The sequence below is a fragment of the Rhizobium sp. SL42 genome (genome assembly GCF_021729845.1).
Lineage (GTDB): Bacteria > Pseudomonadota > Alphaproteobacteria > Rhizobiales > Rhizobiaceae > Allorhizobium.
Genome location: NZ_CP063399.1, coordinates 302,059 through 325,895, shown reverse-complemented (window position 1 = coordinate 325,895; position 23,837 = coordinate 302,059). Strand labels below are relative to the sequence as shown.

General features: G+C 56.9%; 21 protein-coding genes. 13 read left to right on the top strand and 8 right to left on the bottom strand.

Annotation, left to right across the window (positions count from 1 at the left end):
* Positions 1-4 precede the first annotated feature (4 nt).
* From IM739_RS23895 to IM739_RS23875, 5 genes are all read right to left on the bottom strand, one after another.
* The gene (locus IM739_RS23895) at positions 5-739 is read right to left on the bottom strand and encodes an ABC transporter ATP-binding protein (RefSeq protein WP_237371830.1); all 735 of its coding nucleotides are present in this window, start codon (positions 737-739) and stop codon (positions 5-7) included.
* Positions 736-1,554, bottom strand: coding sequence for an ABC transporter ATP-binding protein (locus tag IM739_RS23890; RefSeq protein WP_237371829.1), 819 nt, complete (start codon positions 1,552-1,554; stop codon positions 736-738). The genes IM739_RS23895 and IM739_RS23890 overlap by 4 nt, the downstream gene beginning before the upstream one ends.
* Positions 1,551-2,864, bottom strand: a complete 1,314-nt coding sequence (livM, locus tag IM739_RS23885) for a high-affinity branched-chain amino acid ABC transporter permease LivM (RefSeq protein WP_237371828.1) — start codon at positions 2,862-2,864, stop codon at positions 1,551-1,553. The genes IM739_RS23890 and livM overlap by 4 nt, the downstream gene beginning before the upstream one ends.
* Positions 2,865-2,877: 13 nt before the next feature.
* On the bottom strand, positions 2,878-3,795 hold the full coding sequence (locus IM739_RS23880) for an ABC transporter permease subunit (protein WP_237371827.1): 918 nt from the start codon (positions 3,793-3,795) through the stop codon (positions 2,878-2,880).
* 75 nt (positions 3,796-3,870) lie between these two features.
* Entirely contained in the window at positions 3,871-4,986 is a 1,116-nt protein-coding gene (locus tag IM739_RS23875; protein ID WP_237371826.1) for a branched-chain amino acid ABC transporter substrate-binding protein, read from the bottom strand.
* Positions 4,987-5,297: 311 nt separating this feature from the next.
* On the opposite strand from IM739_RS23875, the gene IM739_RS23870 reads away from it, so the two are divergent.
* The 6 genes from IM739_RS23870 to IM739_RS23845 are packed head-to-tail and all read left to right on the top strand — an operon-like array spanning position 5,298 to position 14,016.
* Positions 5,298-7,394: a hydantoinase/oxoprolinase family protein gene (locus IM739_RS23870; protein WP_237371825.1), complete on the top strand. Its 2,097-nt coding sequence runs from the start codon at positions 5,298-5,300 to the stop codon at positions 7,392-7,394.
* An 11-nt stretch (positions 7,395-7,405) separates the two neighbouring features.
* Positions 7,406-9,073, top strand: a complete 1,668-nt coding sequence (locus IM739_RS23865; RefSeq protein ID WP_237371824.1) for a hydantoinase B/oxoprolinase family protein — start codon at positions 7,406-7,408, stop codon at positions 9,071-9,073.
* Positions 9,070-10,281, top strand: coding sequence for a pyridoxal phosphate-dependent aminotransferase (locus IM739_RS23860; protein ID WP_237371823.1), 1,212 nt, complete (start codon positions 9,070-9,072; stop codon positions 10,279-10,281). The genes IM739_RS23865 and IM739_RS23860 overlap by 4 nt, the downstream gene beginning before the upstream one ends.
* Positions 10,282-10,294: 13 nt before the next feature.
* A complete protein-coding gene (locus tag IM739_RS23855; protein ID WP_237371822.1) occupies positions 10,295-11,107 on the top strand; it encodes an NAD-dependent epimerase/dehydratase family protein in 813 nt (270 codons plus the stop codon).
* A gap of 9 nt (positions 11,108-11,116) precedes the next feature.
* Entirely contained in the window at positions 11,117-12,310 is a 1,194-nt protein-coding gene (locus IM739_RS23850) for an NAD(P)/FAD-dependent oxidoreductase (RefSeq protein ID WP_237371821.1), read from the top strand.
* Positions 12,311-12,330: 20 nt separating this feature from the next.
* On the top strand, positions 12,331-14,016 hold the full coding sequence (locus IM739_RS23845; protein ID WP_237371820.1) for a thiamine pyrophosphate-binding protein: 1,686 nt from the start codon (positions 12,331-12,333) through the stop codon (positions 14,014-14,016).
* 129 nt (positions 14,017-14,145) lie between these two features.
* Here IM739_RS23845 and IM739_RS23840 read toward each other — a convergent pair whose 3' ends face one another.
* Positions 14,146-14,877: a FadR/GntR family transcriptional regulator gene (locus IM739_RS23840; protein ID WP_237371819.1), complete on the bottom strand. Its 732-nt coding sequence runs from the start codon at positions 14,875-14,877 to the stop codon at positions 14,146-14,148.
* A 49-nt stretch (positions 14,878-14,926) separates the two neighbouring features.
* On the bottom strand, positions 14,927-17,995 hold the full coding sequence (ydiJ, locus tag IM739_RS23835) for a D-2-hydroxyglutarate dehydrogenase YdiJ (RefSeq protein WP_237372006.1): 3,069 nt from the start codon (positions 17,993-17,995) through the stop codon (positions 14,927-14,929).
* 97 nt (positions 17,996-18,092) lie between these two features.
* Here ydiJ and IM739_RS23830 point away from each other — a divergent pair, with 97 nt between their 5' ends.
* The 7 genes from IM739_RS23830 (at position 18,093) to IM739_RS24210 (ending at position 22,490) form a co-directional block, all read left to right on the top strand.
* Positions 18,093-18,842, top strand: coding sequence for an SDR family NAD(P)-dependent oxidoreductase (locus IM739_RS23830; protein ID WP_237371818.1), 750 nt, complete (start codon positions 18,093-18,095; stop codon positions 18,840-18,842).
* The gene (locus tag IM739_RS23825) at positions 18,835-19,575 is read left to right on the top strand and encodes an SDR family oxidoreductase (RefSeq protein WP_237371817.1); all 741 of its coding nucleotides are present in this window, start codon (positions 18,835-18,837) and stop codon (positions 19,573-19,575) included. Before IM739_RS23830 ends, IM739_RS23825 begins: the two co-directional genes overlap by 8 nt.
* Positions 19,576-19,623: 48 nt before the next feature.
* Positions 19,624-20,937 (top strand): DUF3422 domain-containing protein, encoded by a 1,314-nt coding sequence (locus IM739_RS23820; protein ID WP_237371816.1) that lies wholly within the window; start codon positions 19,624-19,626, stop codon positions 20,935-20,937.
* A gap of 9 nt (positions 20,938-20,946) precedes the next feature.
* Entirely contained in the window at positions 20,947-21,123 is a 177-nt protein-coding gene (locus IM739_RS23815; protein ID WP_237371815.1) for a hypothetical protein, read from the top strand.
* Positions 21,124-21,143: 20 nt separating this feature from the next.
* Positions 21,144-21,929: a pyrroline-5-carboxylate reductase gene (locus tag IM739_RS23810; RefSeq protein WP_237371814.1), complete on the top strand. Its 786-nt coding sequence runs from the start codon at positions 21,144-21,146 to the stop codon at positions 21,927-21,929.
* A gap of 176 nt (positions 21,930-22,105) precedes the next feature.
* Positions 22,106-22,372, top strand: coding sequence for a carboxylesterase family protein (locus tag IM739_RS24215; RefSeq protein WP_442981179.1), 267 nt, complete (start codon positions 22,106-22,108; stop codon positions 22,370-22,372).
* Positions 22,344-22,490 carry a carboxylesterase family protein gene (locus tag IM739_RS24210; RefSeq protein ID WP_442981187.1) on the top strand — a complete coding sequence of 49 codons (147 nt, stop codon included), beginning with the start codon at positions 22,344-22,346 and terminating at the stop codon, positions 22,488-22,490. Before IM739_RS24215 ends, IM739_RS24210 begins: the two co-directional genes overlap by 29 nt.
* Positions 22,491-23,102: 612 nt before the next feature.
* Here the strand turns inward: IM739_RS24210 and IM739_RS23805 are convergent.
* Positions 23,103-23,774, bottom strand: a complete 672-nt coding sequence (locus IM739_RS23805; RefSeq protein WP_237371813.1) for an HAD-IA family hydrolase — start codon at positions 23,772-23,774, stop codon at positions 23,103-23,105.
* Positions 23,775-23,837 lie beyond the last annotated feature (63 nt).

The following is a 23,837-nucleotide window of genomic DNA, read 5'->3' as shown; positions in this document are numbered from 1 at the left end:
CCGTTCAATGGAGGCCGAGATAGGCTTTTCGCACTTCGGCATTGTCGAGCAGCGACGCGCTGTCGCCGGAAAGATGGATCCTGCCGTTCACCATCACATAGGCTCTCTGTGAAAGCTTGAGGGCATGATTGGCATTCTGCTCGACGAGAAAAATCGTCTTTCCCATCGCCGCAATTTCGCGCAGCACTTCGAACACCCGTTTGACGACAAGCGGCGCAAGGCCGAGCGAAGGCTCATCGAAAAGGATAAGTTCGGGTCGCGCCATCATGGCACGGGCAATCGCCAGCATCTGCTGCTCGCCGCCTGACATGGTGCCTGCCGTCTGGTTTCTGCGTTCGCGTAGTCGGGGGAACAGGTCGAACATTGTTGTCCGGTCTTCGTCGAAATGATCCATGCCGATTGGCGTCGTGCCCATCATCATGTTTTCTTCAACAGACATTTCCTGGTATATCTGTCGGCCCTCCGGGACGAGCGCGATGCTTCGACGCGAGATCTGGTTTGTCGGAACCTTGGTGATATCCTCGCCGCGGTGGAGGATCTTGCCGGTCGACGCACGTGGATTGCCGAAGATCGTCGAGAGAAGCGTTGTCTTTCCAGCGCCATTGGCACCGATCAGGCTGACGATCTCGCCTTCGCAGATATGGACATTTACCTCCTTCAGTGCCTCTACGGGGCCATAGAAGGTGTGAACGCCGACAAATTCAAGAAGTGTCTTTTTACCGTTTTCAGATGCGCTCATGACTGAACCTCTTCTTCACTCACTCCGAGATAGGCGGCCACGACAGCTGGGTCGTCGGCCACGTGCGCGGGTGTTCCGTCCGAAATGACTTCTCCATGGTCAAGCACGACAATGTGGTCTGAAATGCTCATGACCAGCCCCATATCGTGCTCGATGACAAGAACCGTGAGTTCGTGCTCGGCGCAGAGGCTCCGAATGACATCCGACAACTCGCGCGTTTCTGAAGGGTTGAGGCCGGCGGCAGGCTCATCCAGGCATATGAGACGGGGATAGGTGCACATCGCACGGGCGATTTCCAGGCGCCTTTGACGCCCGTAGGGCAATTCGCCCGCCAAACGATTGGCATCGCTGAGAAGGCTCATCTGTTCGAGCCAGAAATAGGCGCGATCAATTGCGTCCCTCTCTGCTCTTCGAAACGCTGGAGTGCCAAATATGCCGCTCAGCATGTTGTTGTTTGTCGCACGATGCTGTGCGACCAACAGGTTTTCGATAACCGACATTTCCTTGAAAAGGCGAATGTTCTGGAATGTCCGAGCGATGCCCGCGCGGGTGACCAGATGCGAGCCGCCGGTGATCGGTCTCGTAACCAGATCGCCAATGTCTTGCGCGCCATTCTCGCCGTTCAGGACAATACTGCCTTCGCTGGCCCGATAAAAGCCTGTGATGCAGTTGAACATGGTCGTCTTGCCGGCACCATTCGGCCCGATCAGCGCTGTGATGGCGCCTTTCTCGACGGAAAAGCTGACGTCGCGGTTTGCGATAATACCGCCGAAGCGCATGGTTACATTGTTGATTTCGAGCAGTGGCGCGTTCATCGGCCGGCCTCCTGTGCGTTCAATTCAACAGCTTTGGCAGCCATCTGTTCTTTGGCGCGTGAGGAGGGGAAAAATGCCGGGCGCGTGACGCGCACAAGTCCGCGCGGCTTCCAGATCATCATCACGACCATGAGAATGCCGAAGACCAGAACGCGATATTCTGCAAATTCCCGCAGCAGCTCTGGCAGGATTGTCAGGACGAGGGCCGCCAGGATGACGCCGACGGTAGAGCCCAGGCCTCCCAAAACCACGATCGCAAGAATGAGCGCGGATTCGAAGAAGGTGAAGGAGGTCGGGTTCACAAAACCCTGGTGGACGGCGAAGAAGACCCCGGCAAGGCCACCGGTGGATGCGCCCAGCATGAATGCGGAGAGCTTGGTGAAGACGTGGTTGACGCCAAGCGAACGGCAGGCAATCTCATCCTCGCGAAGTGCTTCCCACATACGGCCGATCGGCATAACCCTCAGCCGTTCGACCGCGAAGATGACCCCGCAGACGACGAGAAAGAGCACGATATAGATGAACCAGAATTTATAGTCGGCGCTATAGGGTATGCCGAGCCATTCATGAATAGGGGTGCCGCCCTGTTTGGCAGTTCTGCTGAACTCGATGCCGAACAGTGTTGGAGCGGGGGCTGGTGCGCCATTCGGGCCTCCGGTGAACGCCAGCCAATTGTTGAGCACAAGCCGGATGATCTCTCCGAAGCCGAGCGTGACGATGGCGAGATAGTCACCATGCATCTTGAGGACGGGGAACCCGAGGATCATGCCGAACAGGCCGGCCAGGAAAGGAGCGATGATCAACGCGCTCCAGAAGCCGAGACCGACGTATTGCGAGCCGAGTGCCAGAAGGTAGGCGCCCACGGCATAGAATGCCACAAATCCGAGGTCGAGCAGGCCTGCTAATCCCACTACAATGTTGAGCCCAAGTCCGAGAAGGCAGTAGATCAGGGCCAGGATGGCAATGCCGAGAATGTATTTGTCGGCAAAGAGGGGCAGGGTCAGTGCTGCAACGAAGGTGACGGCCAGAATAAGCAGCGGTGACGCTTCCTTGCCGGTGCGAACCGTTACGCCGCCGCTGCCGCTGGAAATCCGTTCCCACAGGCTGCGACCGGTCCTGCTTGAGCTGATCAGGGAGATTGCCACCCGTCCGGCGGTGACGACAGCGGCGAGGCTTACCGCGCTCATAAGTTCGTTGTTGAAGGAGAAACCATCGAGGACAAGGCCGGATATGGGGCCGAACAGGATCAGCGAGATTGTGAATGTGATGAGTGCTTCCTTGAGAAGCGCTTTGAACCGTGTTGCTCGCATTGCTAATCCCTCCTCAGACTTTCTGGATTTCGGGCTTGCCGAGCAGGCCGTAGGGTCGGAAGAACAGAAGGGTGATCAGAAGGCTGAAAGCAAAAACGTCCTTGTAGTCGGTGCTCACATATCCGGCGAACAGTGCTTCGGTCAGGCCCAGCAGAATGCCGCCGAGAACGGCGCCGGGCAGGGAGCCGATGCCGCCAAGAACGGCGGCCGTAAAGGCCTTGATGCCCATGACGAAGCCGATGAAGAAGTTGAAGGATCCGTAGTTGAACGTGACCAGGGTTCCGCCGACGGCGGCTGTTGCTGCTCCGATGACAAAGACAGTGGAGATGACCCTGTCTGTGTTGACGCCCAGGATCGCGGAAATGCGGATGTTCTGCTGGGTGGCGCGGCACTCACGCCCGATCCTGGTGTAATTGATCACATAGGTCAGAATACCCATGGCGATCAGTGAGGCGAACAGGATCACAGTCTGCATGTAAGTAATCTGGGCGAAATGCACGTCGCCGCCGAAACGGAAGGCGCCGTGTATCAGCGTGGGAACGCCCTGGTCGCGTGCGCCCTGGGCAATCTGCGCATAGCTTTGCAGCATCAGGGAGATGCCGATGGCGGAGATCAGCGGCGCAAGCTTGGTCGAGCCACGCAGCGGCCTGTAGGCAACCCGTTCGATGGCCCAGCCATAAACGGCGGTGATGGCGCAGGTGATGACCAGAACCGAGATCAACGCGAACGGAATGGATTGAACGCCGAAATATGTCAGAACAGCGAGCGTGATGGCTGCGATATAGGCCGACACCATATAGACGTCGCCATGGGCGAAATTGATCATGCGGATGACACCGTAAACCATGGTGTATCCAACTGCGATCAGGCCGTAGATTGTGCCCAGCGTGATGCCATTGATCAGCTGTTGCGCCAATATGAAAAAATCCATGGCGGACCCCTTTTATTTGCTTTTTTGGCATGCAAGTCCGGCCGGACGGAAAGTCCGACCGGATACGTGAAGATCTTACTTCACGAGGACAGGGGTGCCCTTGTCGTCGAAATTGTAGAAGACGAACTGGAAGTCCTTGATGTCGCCCTTCTCGTCCCATGTGATCTTGCCAATGGCAGAATCAACGGTGTTGCTGCGCAGCCATATGGCCTGCGATTCGAGATCTTCGCCGGCCTTCAAAGCTGCAACGACGGCCTGTGCATTGGCGTAGCCGTACAGGACGTAGTTGGCAGGCGTTACGTTTTCTTTCGTCAGGGCTTCCTGCACGGCCTTCGTTGCCGGGTCGGCGAGCGGGTCAGGCGTTGCGGAGTAGTAGACGTTGGAAAGGTTGGCCGCGCCGCCGACAGCAGCAACCAGCTCTGTCTGGGCAAACGCATCGCCACTGACGAACGCGACATCGATACCCTGCTCCTTGAGCTGGCGGATCAGCGGGCCACCTTCAGGAATGAGGCCGCCGAAATAGACAGCCGTTGCGCCGGAGCTCTTTATCTTGGTGACCAGCGCGTTGAAGTCGCGTTCACCGCGCGTCAGGCCTTCATAGAGAACAGGCTTGATGCCGCGCGCTTCGATTGTGTTCTTGACAGCGTCCACCAGGCCCTGGCCGTAGGTGTCCTTGTCATGGATCAGCGCAATCTTGTCCTTCTTCAGTGTGTCGAGGATGAAACTGCCGGCAACCACTGCCTGCTGGTCGTCGCGACCGCAACCGCGGAACAGATTGTCGAAACCACGATCTGTGACGGTCGGATTGGTGGACGAGGGGGTCATTTCCAGAATTCCGGCGTCGTTATAGATCTCTGACGCAGGAATGGTGCTGGACGAGCAGAAATGGCCGATGACGGCCTGGACTTTGTCCTGGTCAACAAATCTGTTGGCAACGGCTACGGCCTGCTTGGGCTCGCAAGCGTCATCGCCTTTTACCAGTTCAATCTGTTTGCCGTTGATGCCTCCGGCCGCATTCACTTCCTTGACGTATACGGAGACGCCGCTGAAGACCTGTTCGCCGAATGTGGCGTTCGCGCCGGTATAGGGGCCCGCGACGCCGATCTTAATCGTGTCGGCTGCAAAGGCATTCGAAAGAAGCAATGCCGATGCGAATGCGGATGTCGCAAGAAGCTTGGTGATCGTTTTCATGAAGATTCCCTCTGGTTGAAGCTAAAGCACGTTCAAGTCAGCTCGATGCAGGTTGCTCCCGCATTCCAATCTTGTTGGTCAAACTAAGTACCTAAATAATATAGGTAAAATCTCCTCGCCTTTGGGCGGGAGTGGATTTGGAGCAGGTGATTTTGCTGCCCTTACCAGTTGACACTTATATGATAAGTGACATATACGAGAGGCGTCAAGCGGAAATGTTGCGACGGCTCTTGCGGCGCCGGCAAATGACTGGATCAATGGCTGCGGGACTTGGATTCAGGCGCAAACCTAAGCGCCAGATTAATGTTAAAATGGGGAACAAGACGGTGAACAAAACACCACGAAATTGCCGGGTCGGCGTCGATATCGGCGGGACATTCACGGACGTCGCGCTCGACCTTGATGGCGCGCTTCATTCAACAAAAGTTCTGACCGACTACACCGCGCCCGAGCGGGCCATTCTAGGTGGTGTCAGGGCTGTCGCCGAAATGGCGGGCGTTGCGCTGTCGGAAATCGATATCCTGATCCATGGTACGACGCTTGCGACGAATGCGCTGATCGAGCGGCGCGGCGCGGCAACGGCTTTCGTAACGACAGAAGGCTTTCGCGATGTGCTCGAAATGCGCACCGAAAACCGTTTCGAGCAGTATGACCTGAACATCACATTGCCACCGGCTTTGATCGCCCGTGCAGACAGATTTGTTGTTCGCGAGCGTATCGACGCGGCAGGCAAGGTGCTGCTGCAGCTTGACGAAGAATCGGTCGCTGCGGTCGTCGAGAAGATCGCGGAGGGTGGTTATGAGAGTGTGGCCATCGGCTTCATCCATGCCTATGTCAACGGCGCCCACGAAGTTGCTGTTCGTGAAGCGATCTTGAAGCGGCTGCCTGGTGTTTCTGTCTCGATTTCGTCCGAAGTTTCACCGCAGATGCGTGAATTTGAACGTTTCAACACGGTCTGTGCCAATGCATATGTTAAGCCTGCGATCAAATCCTATCTTGATCGCCTCGTTGTCTCCCTCAAGGAGATGGGCGTCGGCTGCCCGGTTTTCATGATCCATTCCGGCGGCGGCATCGTCTCGGTTGATAGCGCGGCCGAATTCCCCGTTCGGCTTGTCGAATCTGGTCCGGCCGGTGGAGCAATTTTTGCTGCCGACATAGCGCGTCGCCATGGTCTCGATACTGTTCTCTCTTTCGATATGGGTGGTACGACGGCCAAGATCTGCCTGATTGAAAACCAGGTGCCCAAAACGGCCAAGACTTTCGAAGTCGCGCGGACTTATCGCTTCCGCAAGGGTTCCGGTATGCCGATTTCGATCCCGGTCGTCGAAATGGTCGAAATTGGTGCGGGTGGCGGATCGATCGCTGGCATCGATGCGATGCGCCAGATCCGTGTCGGGCCGCATAGTGCAGCTTCTGAGCCGGGTCCTGCCTGTTACCTGCGTGGTGGCAAGAATCCGACAGTGACCGATGCCGACCTCATTCTTGGCAAGCTCGATCCCGACAATTTTGCCGGCGGCGCCATCCGACTTTCGGTCGAGGCAAGCCGCAAGGCGATGGTAGACGATATTGGCTCTGTGATCGGCCTGGATCCGGAAGCCTCGGCCTTCGGAACCTGCGAAATGGTTGATGAGAACATGGCAAATGCCGGACGTGTTCATACGGTCGAAAACGGCAAGAATATTTCCGATTTTACGATGATCACCTTCGGTGGTGCCGGTCCGCTTCATGCGGCGAGGCTCTGCGAGAAAATGGGAATTTCCACGTTTCTCGTCCCGCCGGGTGCTGGTGTGGGTTCGGCTATCGGTTTTCTCAGGGCGCCGTTCGGCTATGAATCGGTGCGCAGTGCCGTGTTCAATCTGTCGAATTTTGACGTCGTTGAGGCAAACCGTCTGGTCGATTCAATGCAAGCTGAAGCTCTCGGCTTCGTTGAAGGCGGATTGAACACGGGTTCGCCCGTGATCGAACGCACTCTTTTCATGCGATACGCCGGGCAGGGTTGGGATATTCCCGTTCCCCTGAGTGCGGGCGGTTTTAACGCGAACAGTGCTGCTGCGTTGCGCGCATTGTTCGAAGAAGAATATGCGCGTTTCTTCGGTCGTGCGATCGAAGGTCTGGATGTCGAGGTCGTCAGCTGGTCTGTTAGGGTGAGTTCGCCTCTTCCTACAGTGGCGCGCATTGCCAGGGTTGCTGAAGGTGCCGTTGTCCTGGCGTCGACGACACGACCGCTGTTTGAGGCATCACAGGGCGCATACCTGCAGGCTGGCATTCACGAGCGTGAAAGCCTCAACCCTGGCGATGTCGTGAAGGGTCCAGCCGTTATCGTTGAGCGCGAAACCTCGGCAGTTCTCACTTCGTCCTTCAGGGCTATCGTTCAGAACGATGGCTGCCTCCTCGTCACCCGGATTTGAGGAATATGCAGATGAACCAGTCTATAGTCGATATTCACATGCAGGTCATGTGGAACCGCCTGATTTCCGTCGTAGAGGAACAGGCACAGACACTAATTCGTACCGCCTTTTCAACCTCAGTGCGTGAGGCGGGCGACCTTTCGGCCGGCGTCTTTGACCTTGAAGGCCGCATGCTGGCGCAGGCAGTGACCGGTACTCCGGGTCATGTCAACGCGATGGCAGAATCGGTTGCACATTTCATCAATGATATCGGACCGGAGAACATTTTCGAAGGTGACGTCTATATCACCAACGACCCTTGGAAGGGCACGGGCCACCTGCACGACATAACCGTCGTCACGCCGTCCTTCCACCACGGAAAACTGGTCGGCTATTTCGCGTCAACGGCACATGTCGTGGATGTTGGCGGGCGTGGCTTCGGACCGGATGCGCGGGAAGTTTACGAGGAAGGCCTGTTCATTCCGATCATGAAGTTCTTCGAGCGAGGCGAGCTGAACCGCACGCTCGTGCATATCGTGCGCAACAACGTGAGGGAGAACGACAAGGTCGTCGGCGATTTTCATGCTTTGGCCGCCTGCAACGAAACAGGTCACCGTCGCCTCATCGAGATGCTGACGGAGTTCAATCTGGACGACCTCTCCCAGATCGGTGGCTTCATCCTGAAAAACAGCCGTGAGGCGACACTTGAACGCCTGCGGAACCTGCCGCACGGATCCTGGTCCTATAGCCTCGATCTGGACGGCTATGACGAGCCTGTTCACCTGGCCGCAAAGCTGACCATTGGACCGGATGGCGTCCTGGTTGACTTCGACGGCACATCCGGCATGAGCAAGTTCGGGATCAACGTCCCGCTGGTCTATGCGAAGGCCTATGCCTGCTACGGTATCAAATGCGTCGTTGCGCCGGAAATTCCCAACAACGCAGCATCCCTTGCGCCCTTTGATGTTGTGGCTCCGGCTGGATGCATTCTCAACGCCAAACGACCGGCGCCGGTTGCAGTTCGCCATGTGCTTGGTCATTTCGTTCCCGACCTCGTCCTCGGCGCGCTGCATCAGGCCTTGCCCGGTCAGGTGCCGGCCGAAGGCGCCAGCGCGCTCTGGAACCTGCATATGAGCGTCCGCGCCGTTGCCGACCAGATTGGTGGCAAGGGTGCGGAAATCCTGATGTTCAACTCCGGCGGCTCCGGCGCACGCACAACCCTTGACGGTCTCAATGCGACGGCATTCCCGAGCGGCGTCCACACGATGCCGATCGAAGCGACGGAGAATGTGGGGCCGGTGATCGTCTGGCGTAAGGAACTGCGCGAAGGCTCGGGCGGCGCTGGCGAACAGCGTGGAGGTCTCGGCCAGACGATCGAGATCGAGGCGGCAGAAGGGTACACATTCCGCTTCTCGGCAATGTTCGATCGCCTGAACCATCCGGCTCGCGGCCGGGACGGTGGCCTCGAAGGCGCGCGTGGCTCTGTATCGCTCGATGACGGAACCGTGCTGAAAGGCAAGGGACTGCAGTTCGTTCCGGAAGGCAGAAAGCTTGTGCTTCAGCTTCCGGGCGGCGGCGGCTTCGGTGATCCCGCACGCCGGTCTTCGGAAGCTGTCGAACGCGATCTGAAGCATGGCTACATCAATGAGGAGCAGGTTGCACTTTACAAGGCGACCGACGAGCGGGGGGAAAAGGAATGAATATGATCAAGTTCGAGAATACGCGCGCTGCGACGATCCAGTCATCTCCGTCGATGGCGGTATCGATGGCCGCCAAGGCAATGATGGCCAAAGGCGAGTACGTCATTGATCTGTCACTTGGTGAGCCGGACTTCAATACGCCGGGCCATATCATTGAAGCGGCTATCGACGCCATGAAGCGTGGTGTGACCCGATACACCGCACCGGATGGCTTGCCGGAGCTGCGACAGGCAATCGTTGCGAAGTTCAAGAGAGAGAACGGCCTAGATTATGCGATGGATGAAGTATCCATCGGCAATGGTGCGAAGCAGATCCTTTTCAATGCCTTTCTCGGTACGCTCGAGCCCGGCGATGAAGTGATCGTTCCAGCTCCCTACTGGGTTTCCTACACGGATATTGTCATCCTGCACGGGGGCGTTCCGAAAGTCGTTCCTTGCGGTGTCGAAGATGATTTCAAGCTCACCCCGGAGCGGCTGGAAGCGGCAATCACGCCAAAGTCGAGATGGTTCCTGTTCAATTCTCCCTCCAACCCAACCGGCGCCATCTATACGGCTGACGAGCTGAAAGCCCTCGGCGTGGTGCTGAGGCGCCATCCGCATGTTGCGATCATGTCGGACGAAATCTATGAGCATCTCGTCTGCGGATCCGTACCCTTTACGTCCTTTGTCTCGGCCTGCCCGGATCTGCAGGATCGCACGCTGATCATCAACGGCGTTTCGAAGGCCTATGCGATGACCGGGTGGCGTCTTGGCTATGCCGTTGGTCCGAAGGGTCTGACCAAAGTTCTGAACAAGCTGCAGTCCCAAAGCACGACCTGCCCCTCATCGGTGACACAGGCCGCTGCAATTGCCGCCCTGAATGGCCCGCAGGATTTCATCGTAACCGCTCTTGCGGAATACAAGACGCGCGGCGAACTGGTGACGAAAGGCTTCAGCGCCATTCCCGGTCTCGAGGTGCGCGCACCGGAGGGCGCCTTCTATCTCTTCCCGAAATGCACAGCCTTTATCGGCAGGACTGCACCGGACGGGACAAAGATCGAGAATGATACGATGCTGGCATCCTATCTTTTGAGCCAGGGCAAGGTTGCCACCGTCCCGGGTTCTGCATTTGGCGTGGGACCTTTCATTCGGCTGTCTTTCGCAACCTCGCGGGACAATCTTTCAATTGCCGTCGAACGCATTGCTGACACACTGGCATTGCTTAGCTGACAGGGAGATTAAGATGACGGATTACAAGAGAACATTGCTGACGGGCGCTGGTGGCGGCGTTGGAACTCAATTGCGCAAGTCGGAAACCAGACTGGGACAGATTGTACGGCTCTCGGACCTGAAGCCTTCCTCGGATCTGGCGGCGCATGAAGAAGACTACCCGCTTGACCTCTCCGATTTCGATGCAGTCAGCGAAGCGGTCAAGGGATGCGATGCCATCGTGCATATGGGCGGACATGCCCTGGAGGGCCCCTGGAAAACCGTGCTCGATTCCAACATCACCGGTAGCTACAACATTTATGAAGCGGCCCGCCGTCATGGTGTGAAACGCGTGGTCTATGCGAGCTCCGTGCATGCGATCGGCTACTATGAGCGCACGGAGACGATCGACGGCAATGTGTCGACCCGGCCGGATAGTCTCTACGGCGTCTCCAAGACTTTTGTTGAAAATCTCGGTCGGTACTATTTCGACAAATTCGGGATTGAAACTGTCAGTATTCGCATCGGCTCGTGTTTCCCGGAACCGACCGACAGGCGCCATCTGATTACCTGGCTCTCCTATCGTGATTGCCGGCAGCTGGTTGAAAAATCTCTGTCTGCGCCGCGCGTCGGCTTCATGGTCGCCTACGGGATGTCCAACAATTCCGAAGCTTTCTGGGATAACCGGACGGCGGCTGTGCTGGGCTACAAGCCGCAGGACAGCGCCGATGACTATCGCGAAAAGGTTCTCGCCATGACGACGCAAGGTGATCCGAACGATCCGGCTGTTCGCTTCCAGGGGGGCAGCTTTGTCGCTGCCGGCCATTTCGAAGACAGCGAGAAGTGAGGCCAGACCATGAATGCTTCTAAGTCATCTTATGACGTGATTATTGTTGGCGGCGCAGTGGTCGGTAGCTCGACAGCCTATTTCCTCGCGACCAACCCGGATTTCAAGGGGTCAGTTCTGGTCATCGAAAAGGACTGGACCTATCAGCGATCCGCAACGGCGCTGTCTTCCAGCTCCATCCGCCACCAGTTTTCCAATGCTATCAATGTGCAGGTTTCCCAGTTTGGGACCGAGTTCATCCGGAATTTCAAGGAAAACGTCGCTGTTGACGATGATACGCCGGAAATCGGCTTTCATGAGAACGGCTATCTCTTCCTTGCGGATGACGATCGCGGCGCCGAGGTTTTGCGCAGAAATCATGCCACGCAGATCGATTGCGGAGCCGAGGTGACACTTCTCGATCCGGAAGCCTTGGGAAAGCGCTATCAGTGGCTCAATCTCGATGGTCTCGTTCTCGGGAGCACCGCAGAGCGTGGCGAAGGCTGGTTCGATAGCGTCGGATTGATGCAGGGTTTTCGCAAGAAGGCCAGAACTCTTGGCGTCGAGTATATCGAAGACGAGGTTGTTGCGATCAATCGCGAGGGAGATCGCGTGGTGTCAGTCACAACTAGGAGCGGCCAGACCATTTCCTGCGGGACCATGGTCAACACCTCCGGTACCAATGGCAAGATAATGGCCCATCTGGCAGGCCTCGAGATTCCAGTTGAGCCGCGCCGCCGGTCGCTTTTCGTTGTCGATTGCCGCACGCCGCTTGGTCCAGGCGTCGGCCTGACCATTGACCCCAATGGCTGCTTCTTCCGTCCGGAAGGTCAGTTCTATCTGATGGGCACCTATCCCAAGCACGATCCGGAAGTCGAGCCGAACGACTTCGATGTAATGCACGAGGAATTCGAGGAAGAGATCTGGCCAACGCTCGCAAACCGCGTTCCAGCTTTCGAGGCGATCAAGGTGGTGAACAGCTGGGCCGGCCACTACGATTTTTGCACGCTTGATCACAACGTCATTCTGGGGCCGCACACGGAAGTGAGCAACTTCCTGTTTGCGAACGGTTTTTCCGGTCACGGCCTGCAGCAGTCTCCAGGTATGGGCCGCGGGCTTTCCGAACTCATCACATACGGAGGCTTCAAAACTCTCGATTTGTCGCCGTTTGGTTACGAACGTGTAGTGGCGAACCGCCCCTTCCTCGAAGACGCTGTCATTTAACGAAAGATCTGGGGAACATCATGAACACCCTCAAGAAGACCCGCAACGGCGGCCAGGTTCTGGTCGACGCACTCCGGATCCATGGCGTCGATCGCGTATTCGGCGTTCCGGGAGAGAGCTATCTTGCTGCTCTCGACGCATTTCACGATGTTGAAGATGTTATCGAATTTGTCATCTGCCGACAGGAAGGTGGCGCGGCCTATATGGCTGAAGCCTATGGAAAGCTGACCGGAAAACCCGGCATCTGCTTCGTCACGCGTGGGCCCGGCGCAACCAATGCCTCCATCGGTGTGCATACGGCATTCCAGGACTCAACGCCGATGATCCTGTTCATCGGTCAGGTCGCCCGTGACCAGATGGAGCGCGAGGCGTTTCAGGAGATCGACTATCGCCGGATGTTCGGCCAGATGGCGAAGTGGATTGTCGAGATCGAGGATGCTGCGCGTATACCCGAGCTTATCGGTCAGGCGTTTCATCGCGCCGTCAACGGCCGTCCGGGTCCTGTCGTAGTTGCCCTCCCCGAGGACATGCTGACGGATCTGGTGACGGTTGCGGATACGCCGGCTTACAAACGTGTCGAGATGTATGCCGGTCAGCCTCAGCTTGATGAACTCGTCGAACTGCTTGCCCAGGCAAAGCGTCCCTTGGTTGTCGCCGGCGGCGGTGGCTGGAACCAGCAGGCCGTTGCCGATCTCAAGGTCTTTTCCGAGACCTTCAGCCTGCCGGTGGCTGCATCGTTCCGTTGCCAGGATCTGTTCGATAACACGCATCCCAATTATGCCGGGGACCTCGGTCTTGCTGCTGGGCCGAAACTTATTCAGCTCGTCAAGGATTGCGATCTGCTAATTTCGCTCGGCGCGCGTCTCGGTGAGATGACAACGGGCGCCTACTCGCTGATCGACATACCTGTTCCAAAGCAGACCCTCGTCCATATCCATTCGGGATCGGACGAGTTGGGTCGGGTCTATCATGCGGCCCTGCCGATCAATGCAAGCGTTGCGGGCTTCCTGTCCCAGGCCGCCAAGCTTAAGCCTTTTGTTGCACCGGCCTGGGTGGCCATGACCGAGACCGCTCATGCCGATTACCTCGGCAATCTGATTCATGCGCAGGTGCCGGGCGCTGTCCAGATGGGTGACGTCATGGAATGGTTGCGTGGTCATCTGGCAGACGATGCGATCCTGACGACTGGTGCTGGCAATTATTCTGCATGGGCGCATCGCTTCTACCAGTATCGTACCTTCCGCACCCAGCTTGGCCCGACCAATGGCTCTATGGGCTACGGTGTGCCTGCCGCCATTGCTGCGAAGATCACCGCGCCTGAGCGGACTGTCGTTGCCTTTGCCGGTGACGGCTGCTTCCTGATGAATGGTCAGGAACTGGCAACAGCGATGCAATACGACGCACGCGTGATTTTCCTGGTCATCAACAATGGAATGTACGGGACGATCCGCATGCATCAGGAGCGAAGCTATCCAGGGCGTGTATCCGGAACGCGGCTGACCAATCCTGACTTCGCATCGCTTGCTCGCTCTTACGGTCTGCATGGCGAGACGGTGGAGAAGACAGCCGACTTCGCAGCGGCTTTCGAACGGTGCGAAGCGTCCGGCAAGCCCGGTCTGATCGAAGTTCGCATTGACCCGGAGGCATTGACCCCGAAGATGACGTTGTCGCAGATCCGCGAACAGGCGGTTACTCAAGGCAAGTAAATACAAAACCCCGCCCGGGTTGGCCCGGGCGGGGTACTCATTGCATCTTCAATGTTGCACGAGTGCAGCCATGCAGAGCGCTGCCTTGGTCGGCCTAAAGACAGAAGCAACAAATGCTTCTCTGTTGTCTTACTCGGCTGTCTCGTTTGCGAATGGTTCGTCGAGCATGGCGCGGTAGCGAATGAGGCTCTCTTCCAGGTGTGCAGCCAAAGCAACCTTCGCAGCTTTTGCATCGCCCTGGGTGATCGCGGCAAGGATCGCAGCGTGCTCCTTGTTGATCTTCTTCAGATAGGCGCTGTAGGCGCGTGAGGACTGCTTGTGCTTGAGCACGAGTTCGAAATTTATGCTCTCCATAACCGCTTCCAGAAAGCTCGGGAAATGCGGATTACGGGTTGCGCGGGCAATCGCCAGGTGGAACTCGAAATCGGCGCGGGCTTCGACTTCGGCGTCGTCAGTCTCCAGATTCTCGAGATAGTCGAAGGCTCGGGCAATCTCGGCCAGTGCCTCTGGGGTGCGCCGTGTCGCTGCAAGGGCGACGGACTGCATTTCCACACCGAGCCGAAGCTCGAGGATCTGCATGGCGGAGCGAATATCCTCGATCCGGCTGATCTCGAAATTGAGGGTCTTTGCATCCTTGTCGCTGACATATACACCAGCGCCTTGCCGGGATGTGACGCGGCCTCCGACTTTCAGCGAGGTCAGAGCCTCGCGGATTACCGTTCGGGAAACCCCGAATTCTTCACAAAGCTGAGCACTTGAGGGAAGCTTTTCGGCAGGCGCATACAGGCCGGAATCGATCCTTTCGGTCAGCTTCGCAACCACAATCTCGGCAAGATTGCCGCGCTGTGTAATAATTGACACCTAGATCACTCCGATTAAATTTTCCAATTAATTGTGCACATATCACATATCATGCCACTTCGTATTGTGCGATTTCTTGTAATTCAGGGATCATTTCGTCTATCACCTGAAGTGGGTGCGGAACCACGGCGCCGTCGACCTGTTTGATCTGTGATCGACAAGAATAGCCTGTCGACATGAGCACATCGTCATTTCCGGCGCTATCGATTTCACCTTTCCAGCTCATGTTGTAAATGCGCTCGGAAATATCGCGATTTCGCGCTTCGTGCCCGAACGTACCTGCCATGCCGCAACAGCCCACATTAGCCATCTCAACGGAAATGCCCAGCGCCCTGAATATGGCCTTCCACTGCGGCATTGCGTCAGGCGCGTTGGTGCGCTCGGTGCAGTGTGCCAGCAGGCGGAAGGTCTTGCCTACGGTGTCAATCGTGTTGCAGTCCATTCGCTCCAGAGTGCTCATCAGCCATTCCTGCGGCAAGAGGACATTTGCCATCAGCTGTGGTGTCACGCCCATGTATTCACTGCGATAGGCAAGCGTCATCGACGGGTCCAGGCCCACAAGAGGAATGCCGGTATCTGCGAGTGAATGGAGATGCTGCGCAGTTTTCATGGCTGCTCTTTCGAAACGTCCGAGATAGCCGTGCACATGCAATGCCTTGCCATTGATGTGTGGGGCCGCAAGATACGGCATAAGTCCCAGCTTCCTGGCAAGATTGATGGCCGAGAATGCCACTTGTGGATCGAAATAAGCGGTGAAAGCATCCGCAACGAAAATGACCGCCTTCTTTCGCTCGTGTTCCGGCAACTGTCGCAAGCGGGCAGGGTCTGCGATTGGGACGCCCAGAGCCGAGGCCCGTCTGGCAAGTGACATGCGTGGCAGAAGCGGCAAGGACGTCAGACCGGCCAGACGCATCAATGCTTTGCCCGGCGCTGTCCCCGCAATCAGATTGTATACTGGCCGTATTCGCGCCATCCAGGGCAGGGTGATCTCAATCGCGGCAACCAGGGGATCCTTGATCGGCCTCAGGTAGCGGCCATAATAGAGCTCCAGGAACTTTGCGCGAAAGGATGGCACGCTGACCTTGACGGGACATTGGCCAGCACAAGCCTTGCACGCAAGGCAGGTATCCATTGCCTCGCGCACTTCATGGGAGAAATCGCTGCGATTGCGCGGATCAAGGGTATGGAAAAGACGCAGTGGAAGTTGGAGTGCCGCACTGCGGAGCCGCAATCTTGCTGCTTCTTGCCGAGGGTCGATCTTCTGTTCTGCCAGGAGGCGTAACCACTCGCGCATCAATGCGGCACGTCCTTTGGGCGAGAAGCGCCGATCGCGGGTCGCCTTGTATGATGGGCACATGGGGCTGTTTGCGTCAAAGTCGAAACAGGCCGCGTTTCCGTTGCAATAAGCGGCGTTGTCGAAAGCTACGCGGATCTCGTTGCCGATCGTCCGGTCCGTGGTTCCTCTGAGTGGAACTTCGTCAATCTTCAGCAGAGCTTGCTCTGGAGACGGAGTAGCAATCTTGCCGGGGTTGAGCCGATTGTCTGGATCAAAGGCATGTTTTATGTGTTGCAGGCATGGATATAGGTCGCCGAAAAATTCCGGCACATATTCGGACCGAATTCCTTTCCCATGCTCCCCCCACAACACGCCCCCGTATTTGCGGGTTAGCGCCACAACGGCATCGCTGATTTCCCGAACCAGTGGCACATGGTCTTCACGGCTCAGATCGAGTGCTGGACGCACATGCAGGACACCGGCGTCGACATGCCCGAACATCCCGTAGGAAAGCCCCGCATCATCCAGCAGTGCCCGGAATTCGCGGATATAGGCTGCCAGATGTTCTGGCGGCACGGCGGTGTCTTCGACAAAGGCAACAGGTCTGACAGCTCCGTCCACGTTGCCGAGCAGTCCGACCGCACGCTTTCGCATCGACCAGATAGCCTCTGTATCGGCATGGGATCGGGCAATCGTGTAGCCGACATGGCGCGCAGGCATGTTCTTATCAAGAGCTGCAGTGACTTCACTCAATTTTCGGTCAAGCTCATCGGGATTGTCGGCGAGCACCTCGGCAATGTTGATGCCATTTGTTGCGCTGTCAGTGTCGTTGGGGAAGAAGCGCGCGATGGCAGGCCAGTTGATGTCACCCTTGGCCAGGTTCAAGACCCTTTCATCGACGGTTTCCACCGAAGCGACCTTGAGGATGGTCAGCGTGCGTGCGTCTTCCAGCGCAGTGTTGAAGTCGCCATAGCGGATATTGATCAGCGCAGCATATGCAGGGATAGGCAGCAGGTTGAGTTCCGCCTCAGCGATCATCGCCAGAGTTCCCTCCGACCCACAAAGAATGGCGTTCAGATCAAAGCATCCGTCCTCTCGTCGAATATGGGCGAGGTCATATCCGGTCATGTACCGATTGATTTTCGGGAAAACGTCAGCGATCCGGTCTCGCTTTTCTCGTTCGATGCGGTCCACGGTCCTGTGGATCTCGCCGATTTGGTCGTCGCGCTTGAGCACTTCGTCCAGCGCTGCGGCTTTCAGCGGACGCGACCACCAGTCAGCTCCATCTGCAAGCACGATATGCAAGCCAAGTACATGATTGCTTGTCTTGCCATAAAGGCACGAGCCTTGACCGCAGGCATCGGTGGAAACCATTCCGCCGATGGTTGCCCGATTGGAGGTTGACAGTTCCGGCGCAAAGAACAGTCCGTGCGGTTTCAACGCGCGGTTCAATTGATCCTTGACGACACCTGCTTGAACGCGTGCAACCCTGCGCACCGGGTCGATCGATAGGATGGAATTCATGTGTCGCGAGCAGTCGACGACCACGCCTGAGGTCAATGATTGACCATTTGTTCCAGTGCCGCCGCCCCTAGGTGTTATGGTGATGTCGCGGAATTCAGGTTCAGACAGGGTCCGTGCGATGACCTGCAGGTCTTCTGCGCATTTCGGGAAGAGTACGGCCATTGGCTCTAGTTGGTAGATCGAATTGTCGGTGCCGTAAACGGTACGGCTTGCGGCGCCAGTGTCGACATCGCCAGCAAAACCAGCTTCGATCAGTCGGCCAAAAAAGCCAAGTGCGGTATGGTTGGCGGAGAGGTTGGAACGCAGGCGTGGAATCATTTCTGAGCCTTCAGAAAGCACTTGAGGTTTATTTAAGTTAGCATATAAGTGATAACATACAATTCTACTGGCGCAACGTAAAACAAAGAGGTGGAACTTGAAGAACCAGACCGCAGTCATCGTCGGTGGCGCTTCCGGGCTCGGACTGACAACAGCAAAGTTGATGATCTCCCATGGTGCTACGAAAATTGGTCTGATTGACCGCAACGAGCAATTGCTTGTTGCGTCGGCAGAAGCGCTCCGAGCGCTCGGCGCAGAAGTTGCCACTGCTGTTGCAGATATCTCCCGGTCGGACACCGCGCATCGTGGCTTTAGCGAAATTGCAGCGCAGCTGGGCCGCATTCATGTGCTGGTCAACAGCGCAGCAATCTATCCCCGAAGCCCGATCCTCGAGATTTCGGACGACGAATGGGATCTTGAGAACGCCATAAATGTAAAGGGTACCTACCACATGATGGTAGCTGCCGTTCTTCATATGCGCCAATATGTCAAGGCACCGGAGGTGACGGGTCGTATCGTCAACGTGACGTCTGTCGACGCCTTCAAGGCGCATCCGCAAAATGCGCACTATGCGGCGACCAAGGCTGCTGTCGTCAGCCTGACCAAGTCCTTTGCCCAGGAATGCGCCAGCGATCAGATCCTGGTCAATTCCGTGGCTCCTGCCGGTTTCGCAACGGATCGAGCCAAGGAACTCGGCTTCCTTCCAGAGCTTGCGAAAGCAAGCGCGCTCGGCCGCGCCGCGGAGCCGGTCGAGATGGCTGAATGGATCGTCATGATGGCATCTAGCCGCAACACTTATGCCACCGGCGAAAACGTCGTGATCAGCGGAGGCTACATCTATGTCTGATGCCTACCACGTCGCTGTCGTAACAGGTGCGACCAGTGGCATCGGCAAGGCAACGGTTGCAGTCCTTCGCCAGCGCGGCTTGACGGTTTACGCCGTCGGCCGCAATGAAGCGGCTTTGATGGAGCTGTCTGAGGGATGCGGTGCGATCGCAGTCAAGGCTGATGTTCGCGATGTCGGTGCAATCGTCGCAGCCCTTAATGGCGTTAACGTCGATGTCCTCGTCAACAATGCCGGTATTTTATCGACGCGTGCCGCATTTCAGGAGATTGATCCTGCAGAAATTGACGCGATGATTGACGTCAATCTGAAGGCGCCCATGCATCTGACACGCGCCTTCTTGCCCGGCATGGTCGCCCGCAAGCGCGGCCATCTGATCTATGTCGGTTCCAGTGGCGGGCAGGCGCCGTATCCGGGTATGGGCGCTTACGGTCCGTCAAAGGCCGGCATCAGCCTCTTCTGTGACAATCTGCGCTGTGACCTGCTCGGAACATCGGTGCGCGTGAGTGAAATCGTCCCGGGTCGGGTCGAAACGGCGTTGTACCGAACTTCGATCCCGGATGATCAGGCGAATGCCGTTCTCTATGATGGCTACCGTGCAATTCAGCCAGAAAACGTCGCCCGCATCATCAGCGACGTCATCGACCTTCCCGATTTCGTCAACGTCGCCCGAGTTGAGGTCTTCCCGACCGATCAGGCGACAGGCGGCGGCACAATGGTGAAATTCCAGAAATAGGGCGGGTAATCTCTCATGCGCGCCTCGCCTTTCAAAGAGGATCAGATCTTGGATCCATCCCACTTTCTGGTGCCGCACGAAGATCGGGATGCCATTCTGAGAGAGGTGCATGCGCGGCCGTTCAGGCCGATTGAAACACCGGCACGTCTTGTGCATTTTGCGTTTCTCTCGAAAGAACTCGAGCGTGATGCAGAGCGAGACGCTCTTTCCGATTTTTGTCAGGCAAATGACAGCGAGGCTTTGCCTGACAATGCCAGACATCACCGTGTCTCATTCGGTGACGTGCATCTTCGTTGGGAGCGCCACAGCGAGTTCACTACCTATTGCTGGTACTACAAGCATGCGGCCGAAGACGTCTCTGCTGCAGATATTACCGGTCTGGCACCGCAGATGTATGCTATCCAGCAGCCGGGGCCACATCTGGTCGCCATCGACTTGCAGATTGTTGAACCGTCGTCAGCGCCGGATATGTACACTCTGTTTGCCAAGGAATCGCTCTGCGTCATGAGTGCTGAGGGCGGTAGCGCAACGATCGCGACGGACTTCCAGGTGGACGCGGCGGGGTTTGTACGGATCCTCGTTGTCAATGATGGCGTTCCGGCCATGCGCATTGGCGCGCTCGCGCAGCGTCTTCTTGAACTGGAAACCTACCGTGTTTTGGCGCTCCTGTGCCTGCCGGAGGCGCAACGGCTCGAGCCATCCGTCCGCCAGATCGAGCGCGCGCTGGTGGATGCGACGCAGGCAATGACACAGACCGAAACCCTCGAAGATAACGAGAACCTGCTCGAAAAGCTCGTAGTGCTGGCGGCTCGCCTCGAGGCCGGTGCCGCCAAGTCGCTGTTTCGCTTCGGCGCAAGCCGGGCCTACCAGAATATCGTCCTCGGGCGAATTGCGGCGATTGGGTTCGAGCCCTTGCCCGACCGGGAGACCTTTCCGGCCTTCCTCAATCGGCGCATGGCACCTGCATTGCAGACCTGCTTTTCACTCGAAGAGCGACAAATCAACCTGTCCCGAAAGCTGGCGCGCGCAACGCAATTGCTGCGCGCCAAAGTCGATGTCGCCATGGAGCGGCAAAACCGGGATATTCTCGAGACAATGAGTGAGCGAGCACGGCTTCAACTGCGGTTGCAGCAAACGGTCGAAGGATTGTCGATCGCTGCAGTCAGCTATTACGTCGTCGCGCTACTTGCCTATTTTCTCAAGGGCTTAGCGCACACGTCGGATTGGTTTGATGCTGAAGCCGCGATGGCAATCGTGAGCCCGATCGTCGTCATTCTGGTCGCGATCACGATCACATTTCGCGTCAGGAACGCCCACAGCGCTGGCCGTAATCGCGTCGTTGCCCGGCGAAAAGCAATCTGAGGATTTTCAATGAAACCACTCGACAAAAAGACCCCTGGTGAGCATTCGGACGTGATTGAAAAATACCGTCCGCTCGCCGTCAAGGCGGTGGTTGCCGCATGCAGCATACCGTCACCTCCGAAGGAGGTCCTGACGCCTGTGGACTATCCTCGAACGCCGGGATTTCACGGATATGATGTTGATTGAACAGCGTTAAGGGGCTTGAGATGAAACTGGGTTTTGTTGGAGCTGGCACAATTACAGAAGCGATCGTGACGGGCTTTCTATCTCAAGTGTCCGGCGATGAAGCGGTCATCGTTTCTCCGAAAGGGGCAGCTATCGCCGCCAGGCTTGCCGATCGGCATTCGGCAGTCACAATTGCCCGGGATAACCAGGAGGTTGTCGATATGGCGGACGTGCTGTTCCTGGCGGTGCGGCCGCAAATTGCCGAAGAAGTTGTTCGTTCGGTCAGCTTTAGGCACGGACAGATTATCGTAAGCCTGGTCGCTACGATCGAAACTTCTCGATTGCAGAGCTGGATCGATGCTGACGTCAAAATCACGCGTGCAGTCCCATTGCCTTTTGTCGCCGAACGTCGCGGCGTCACCATCGTTTTCCCGCAGGACGAGGCTGTCCGGAGTTTCTTTGCAAAACTGGGAACCGCCGTCGAATGTCGTTCGCAGAATGAGTTCGACCTTCTGACCACTGCCAGCGCATTGATGGGCACTTATTTCGGCATTCTTGAACATGCCGTCGGCTGGATGACAGGTAAGGGTATCAGCGAAAGTCAGGCGCGAACCTATCTTGTTTCGCTGTTTTCCAGCTTGGCGCACACGGCTCAATCGTCCAGTTCTCAATCGCTGCAGCAGCTCAGACATGACTTTTCCACAAAAGGTGGACTGAACGAGCAAATGTTTCGCGACTTCGAAGCAGGGCAGGGCATGAAGGCATTGGAGATAGGGTTGGAGACTTTGTTGGCTCGGGTTCGATCCAGTGGTGTCAAACAGGGCTAGCTATGTCACCCACGGTTGCGGTTCAGTTTTGAAAGCTCTGCATCGCATTGATCCCTCGGAAAATTAACGCGATATGCACTCAAAGCCGATGATGGCTTGGACCAGCGAGTATCTGACGCCGACGACGCCGGGAGTGAGTGAGGATTGCCTGAGCTTGGACATCTGGGCACTGTCCGATGGTCAGTCTAACAACGAAATGTGACACAGCGTCTTATCCGGTCCTGGTCTTTATACATGGTGGCGGTTTCACGGAAGGTGGCTGTGCCGTCCCCATCTATGATGGCGCCAATCTCGCAAAGCGAGGCATAGTGGTCGTCACATTGAACTATCGGCTTGGAACGCTGGGATTTCTCGCTCACCGCTCCTCTCGCGTGAACAAAACGGCGGGTCTGGAAATTATGCTTTCAGGACCAGATTGCGGCCCTCAACTGGATCAAGAATAACATCGGTCAGTTCTGTGGGGATGCCGCGAGGGTTACCCTCGCCGGTCAGTCAGCTGGAGCGTGGTCGGTTGTAACCCTGCTCGCCTCGCCGAGGGCTGATGAGCGCTGCCAAGGATAGTCCGATCGTCAGGGATAATATCCAGCCCTTTGCGATGCTGGGCGCTTCGTATCGGTTGTAATTCGCGCGGTTTCCATCGCCACACTCACCTCTAGGCCTCGACAGCATCACCGGCGTTTCGACAACGGCTGGTGTTGATTTGGTCAGGCATTGTTGATTGTCGCGGGAGTTTAACCCATTTTTCCATTTCTCTGTGATCCGGTCAGGCACCGAAAGGGTGTTTGCAGACAATTGGTTACAACGAATTTGCTAGCTTAACGCGAAACGGGGCTAGTTCCTAACCGAAATCAACACGATGTGGCCGGCAAGATGCTCGGGGGGCTTCTGACGGTAGTTGATCACCTCGTCCGCACCCAGATAGTCGATGAGTCTGTGTCGAGACGTCAGTTTGAGCACGTCGGTATCGGTCCCGCTGTGTTTCAGCGTGCCAAAGAAGGAGAAGCGGACAGGATGTTGGTCCACATGTCGAGAGGAAGGAATTTTGCCGTCACAAAGGGTGCGATTGATCAGTCCCGGCTGCCTCACCCAAGGCCTTTTCCGCAGTAACTAAACATCCTCGAGATTGGAGAACGCTCATACACACCCTTAGGACGAGATATTCCATCCCGTCTCTCATCTTTCCTTTTGAAAAAGGCGAAGATACCCGTCCGCAGTGAACCGTCCGGCAATGTCCTTGTAGTCCGCCACACTCGGATGCGGCGTTTCGAGACGTGTCCGGTGCGTAGCGCTTATGACGATCACGCTCGCGCCAGCGGCCTCGGCCGCTTCGATACCGGCAGGCGCATCCTCGAACACAAGGCAGTCTTCGATACGCTGCCCCAGCCTTTCCGCAGTGAGCAAGAAGCAGTCCGGCGCAGGCTTCCCATTCTCGACATCCTCGCCGGCGATCAAAAGTGGAGGCGTGCGAAAGCCGGCTGCCTCGAGGCGAACAAGCGCCAAGGCTCTTGGCGCTGATGTGACGATCGCCCACCTGCCCGCCGGCAAGGCATCGAGAAAATCGGCGGCACCCGCTATAGGTTCGACGCCCGCGACGTCGGCGATTTCGGCCAGCGTGAGAAGCCTCACTTCTTCTGCCGGGTCGATACCGGGGAGGCCAAGTCGGGCGATCGTTTCAATCGCCTTTCGTCCATGGATCGTTGCCAGCAGGGCCTCGACATCGACGTCGTGCCGCAAAGCCCATTCGGTCCAAACCCGCTCGGCCACTTCTATCGAATTGAGAATGGTTCCGTCCATATCAAACAGGAAGGCAGCGAAGGTTTTATCGTGATGGATGGTCGCCGGCATTCGTACACCATAAGTTCGATGGTTTAGGGCGAGAAGATCGGATTGGTCGCTTCCGGAGCGCGT